Raw genomic sequence first — 4,356 nt, forward strand, 5'->3', positions numbered from 1 at the left:
TTTGGAGCGGGAAACGAGACTCGAACTCGCGACCCCAACCTTGGCAAGAGTCACCGACATAAAATACACTAAATAACACAATTGGTACGTTAATAAACTCTATATATAACAGTTATATAGAGTTTTTATTTTGTGTGACGTAATTTAAGATGGGGTGGGGTACTTTTATTTTTGGTCACTAATTTATTGTGATAATCAACAATAATAACCAACATACATATGCTTAATCTAAAGGTATTTTACTGACTGGTATAATTTTATGATGAGAGGGGTGTTGCCTGAGGCTACGGTTTCTGTTTGGCCTTTTGGCGTAAGACGTACAAATATAAGCTTTCTACTTTTTCACGTGCCCATGGTATGGTACGCAAGAATCGTAATGATGATTTAACACTTGGGTCTATGCAAAAACATCTAGGTGTTTAGTCCCAGATTTTAATGGTGCAATATTCTCAGATAAATGGAAGGAAGCACTATGGGACAAGTTCTACACAGCAGCGCCACAACGACACAGGCAGTGCGTCGAGCAATACAAAATAGTCAAGAGAGCTTAAGAACGCTAGCCAAGCGTTACGGCATCAATCAAAAGACCGTCGCAAAATGGAAGAAACGTACTTCAGTAGATGATCTTACAACCGGCCCAAAGAATTCTCGCTCAAGCGTGTTATCGCCTGAAGATGAGGCGGCAATTGTTGCTTTTCGAAAACGCACTTTGTTGCCGCTAGACGATTGCCTTTATGCATTGCAGCCGAGTATTCCTTATCTGACACGCTCGTCGTTACACCGCTGCTTACAGCGGCATGGTATTTCACGACTGCCTGAGGTACAAGGTGATCGCCCTGTCAGGAAGCGCTTCAAGAGCTACCCCATTGGTTACTTTCATATCGACATCGCTGAGATGCAAACAGCACAGGGTAAGCTTTATCTCTTCGTTGCCATTGATCGCACTTCCAAGTTTGCGTTCACTGAATTGCATACTAAAGCCAGTAAGATGGCAGCCGCGGAGTTCATGCGCAATCTGGTTAAGGCTGTGCCCTATAGAATCCATACGGTGCTAACAGATAACGGCATCCAGTTCACGAACCGCACCTGTGATCGCTACGCCTCTGAGCACATCTTTGATCGGGTTTGTACTGAATGTGGCATTGAACATCGTCTTACCAAGGTTAAGCATCCATGGACCAATGGACAGGTCGAGAGGATGAACCGAACGATTAAAGAAGCTACTGTCAAACGGTTCCATTACGACGATCACACTCAGCTATGCATTCACCTTGCTGATTTTATTGCTGCATACAACTTCGGCCGCAGACTCAAAACACTCAGGAGCCTGACTCCCTACGAATTCATCTGCAAACAGTGGACAGATGAACCTGAACTTTTTAAAATTGATCCGATCCATCAAATGCCGGGACTAAACATATTTAAAAGCAGATTGGCAAGGTTTAGCAGATGTACAACTTGCGACACTAAACTGGGTAGATTGGTTCAATAAAAAGCGTGTACACAGTGCACTGGGTTATGTGTCGCCTTTTGAGTTTGAAGCAATGTACTATGATAAGATTAACCCGTTAGGTCAGGTGGCTTAACTTAAATAAAAAAGTCTCCGACAAAAATAAAAAAGTCTCCGACAAACCCGGTACGGTTCAGCTTTGTAAAAGCTATTTAGTGCAATAAATTGATATTATGCTCAATCCTATTTTGGATCATTTGGATAGTCTCTGTTTGAATTTGTCCAGGTAATAGATCATGAGCGATATTGCTGAATCGGATTGCAACCTTACAAATCGAACTAATAATTTCATCGACTTCTTGGGCAGAAAGTTCCGCTTCCTGAGTACCAAGTTTTACAAGAGCTTGTCGGGGAATATCCAGTGCCTCACCCATGATATCCATTTGATGATATCCACCTGGCCCTTCACAGAAAGTAACATCATAGGCAGGGGAGAGTTTCCATTGCCCATTTTGGGACATCAGAAATGAAAAGTTTTTGCAATGATCATCTCGATTATTGAAGACTACATTGAAAACAGCTCGCTTGAATGCAATTGCTTTTTCGCGAACATCATTGGTGCAAAAGTGTGCAGCGCGAAGAAAGTTACTGTAGTCTAAACTCCCTGGTGATTTAAAATCAGCTCCGGTGAAGGCCGCTAAACTTTGCATAGGGATACGCATGCCATCGTGGCGGTCAAATCTCTTTGATGCAAATGCGGTTAATCCATTCGGAAGAGTAAAATATTGAGTGTCAGGGGTATCAATATGACAATGACGCAAACATTCTGCATAAACAGCTTCAATTGCACAAACTTCAGGATGCTCTTGCTGAGCGGGAAATTTGATCAGCCAAGCTTCATGTTGATGTGAGCTAACTGTTGAGAATTCATTGGTGACAGGATCACGATAGATGAGCGCTTTTGGCCTTGCACCTTGTGGAGATCCACCCATAATTAATAAATGCTGTAAAAATTCTGCACCTTCTCCTTTGAGAACTTCCTGAACTTCTTGAGCGAGTTTAATCAGTGGGATATTTTCAGTTAATGCTAACTCAGTTGCTGAAGGTTCAAAGGATAATGCTCCCATCGCATGTGTATTAATATACGTGAGTCTTTCTAATGGCCCAATCCGTGCAGGATTAAATCCATTTTTTTTAAATAAGCGATCCATAAGAAGCATGCCCCAACCATCGGGCAAGGCATCATATATAGGACCTGGCAATCCCATTTGATGTGCAGGAAAGTTCGTTCTTAATGGGTCACCTTTTAACGGGAGTAGGTAAGAGGAAAGTTCTAAACCTTTACTGATCGCTTCTGCACTGTATTCAAAGGCGATTAATGGCCGACCTGTGATTGCGGTTGAGGAGACCAGTGTACCCCAAAGCCAATATTCACCCCATCCATTGTAGTAAACATTAAGTTTTTTGAGCATGGACTTATTTCCTTTTGATACGTTGGCGAGCCGTATTGCTCTCATAGCGGAGAATGTCATTTACACTGTTTAAATGAGGTTTAAAGAGTTCCTCTAAATCTTTTAATCGGCCTAATACCATGGCAACACGTACTAAATTTTCAAATGAAACATTTCGACCAGCTTCCAGATTAGATACTGTATTCACACTAACACCAGCACGTGTAGCGACGTCTGCCTGAGTCATTTCCAGATAAAGTCGTTCTTTGCGAAGCCTTTCACATAATGAAGTAACAACCTCTTCAGGTTTTTTGAATTTTAAATCCATAATATTGTATCTTATGTCTATATATACGTATTAAACCACAAAATAATGGAGTTATTAACTGTGCTAGTTGATCGGTAATGAGGTGCTTAATGGGCTGATTAGATCCTATTAGATTAAAGAAGTCTAATTAGATATTTAAAATCTAAAGGAATCTAATACGTAAGCGTCCGCTGAACCCCATAGCTATTTTTTAATTCGGTTCAGGTTTCCAGCGGTGTGTTAGTAATTCTTCTATTTGGGTCATTTATGTGTCGGCGGCCTTTTCAGCACATCATTTAAATAGGCATACGGATCTAGGCCATTCAGCTTTGCTGACTGTATTATTGACGGAATTAGGTCAGACATATACATCTTGAAAAGAAGAGGGGATTCTTATACCTCGCATTTGAATTATTGGAGAGGACTATCACTTTCAAATTTTTCTGTAATACTTTGCTTATCTTAAAGTTTAGTCTGAAGGCCTTCCACCAATTGTAAAACAGAGGCCAATCCCTGAGGGTTCTGAATCTGTTCTATTGGAATACAACTCAACAATTTATTGGGTGACATTCATAAAATGTTGCATCCATTTAGCCTCTCCACCTGTTAGAGCATCTAATGATATCGCAATACGAATTAAAATAATTGCGAGTTCTCCCTGACTTGAATCGGGATCTAACTCAAGCGAATTTAAAGTTTCGGTGGTGTATCAAAAAGTATGCTAAAAAAAAGCAGGTTGAATTTTGATAAAATAGAGAAATGCAAATAACTCTAGAAATCAAATGTCCAACCTGCCTCAGTGACAGTATAAAGAAAAATGGCATCAAAGTAGATGGGAAACAAAACTACCAATGCAAAGACTGCAAACGTCAGTTTATTGGTGACCATGCTCTGAGCTATCTAGGATGTAATTCTGGCATTACTCGTAAAATATTACAGTTAATGGTCAGAGGCAGCGGTATACGAGATATCGCTGAAGTTGAGCGCATTAGTATCGGTAAAGTCTTACGGACTTTAACTGAATCGGCCTATCAAATTCAGCCTAAACAAAGTCATTATGAATCTCTCGAAGTAGATGAATTCTGGACTTTTGTTGGAAATAAAAATAATAAACAATGGCTTATTTACGCCTACCATCGAGAAACAGG

The 4,356-nt window shown here is 40.5% G+C and carries 4 protein-coding genes and 4 pseudogenes; 3 read left to right on the forward strand and 5 right to left on the reverse strand.

From position 1 onward, the window contains the following. Positions 1 to 284: 284 nt before the first annotated feature. Positions 285 to 413 (reverse strand): annotated as a pseudogene (locus tag J582_RS26495) (VF530 family DNA-binding protein); the annotation flags it as partial. A 59-nt stretch (positions 414 to 472) separates the two neighbouring features. On the opposite strand from J582_RS26495, the gene J582_RS24225 reads away from it, so the two are divergent. Both J582_RS24225 and J582_RS26500 read left to right on the forward strand, forming a co-directional pair. After that, the gene (locus J582_RS24225; protein WP_050674867.1) at positions 473 to 1,492 is read left to right on the forward strand and encodes an IS481 family transposase; all 1,020 of its coding nucleotides are present in this window, start codon (positions 473 to 475) and stop codon (positions 1,490 to 1,492) included. Beyond that, positions 1,419 to 1,586, forward strand: a pseudogene (locus J582_RS26500) (integrase core domain-containing protein); the annotation flags it as partial. The gene J582_RS24225 and the pseudogene J582_RS26500, both read left to right, overlap by 74 nt. 76 nt (positions 1,587 to 1,662) lie before the next feature. Here J582_RS26500 and J582_RS24230 read toward each other — a convergent pair. From J582_RS24230 to J582_RS27405, 4 genes and pseudogenes are all read right to left on the reverse strand, one after another. Beyond that, positions 1,663 to 2,922 (reverse strand): type II toxin-antitoxin system HipA family toxin, encoded by a 1,260-nt coding sequence (locus J582_RS24230; RefSeq protein WP_031996090.1) that lies wholly within the window; start codon positions 2,920 to 2,922, stop codon positions 1,663 to 1,665. Positions 2,923 to 2,926: 4 nt separating this feature from the next. Beyond that, the gene (locus J582_RS24235) at positions 2,927 to 3,229 is read right to left on the reverse strand and encodes a helix-turn-helix transcriptional regulator (protein WP_004684350.1); all 303 of its coding nucleotides are present in this window, start codon (positions 3,227 to 3,229) and stop codon (positions 2,927 to 2,929) included. 190 nt (positions 3,230 to 3,419) lie between these two features. After that, positions 3,420 to 3,562 (reverse strand): annotated as a pseudogene (locus J582_RS26505) (transposase domain-containing protein); the annotation flags it as partial. Between the two features lie 108 nt (positions 3,563 to 3,670). After that, positions 3,671 to 3,914 (reverse strand): annotated as a pseudogene (locus J582_RS27405) (antitoxin Xre/MbcA/ParS toxin-binding domain-containing protein); the annotation flags it as partial. Between the two features lie 53 nt (positions 3,915 to 3,967). On the opposite strand from J582_RS27405, the gene J582_RS24240 reads away from it, so the two are divergent. Continuing rightward, positions 3,968 to 4,356, forward strand: a 389-nt coding sequence (locus J582_RS24240; protein WP_032048800.1) for an IS1 family transposase, incomplete at its 3' end; no start/stop codon positions are given.

This window comes from Acinetobacter sp. 1566109 (genome assembly GCF_000582255.1).
GTDB lineage: Bacteria > Pseudomonadota > Gammaproteobacteria > Pseudomonadales > Moraxellaceae > Acinetobacter > Acinetobacter nosocomialis.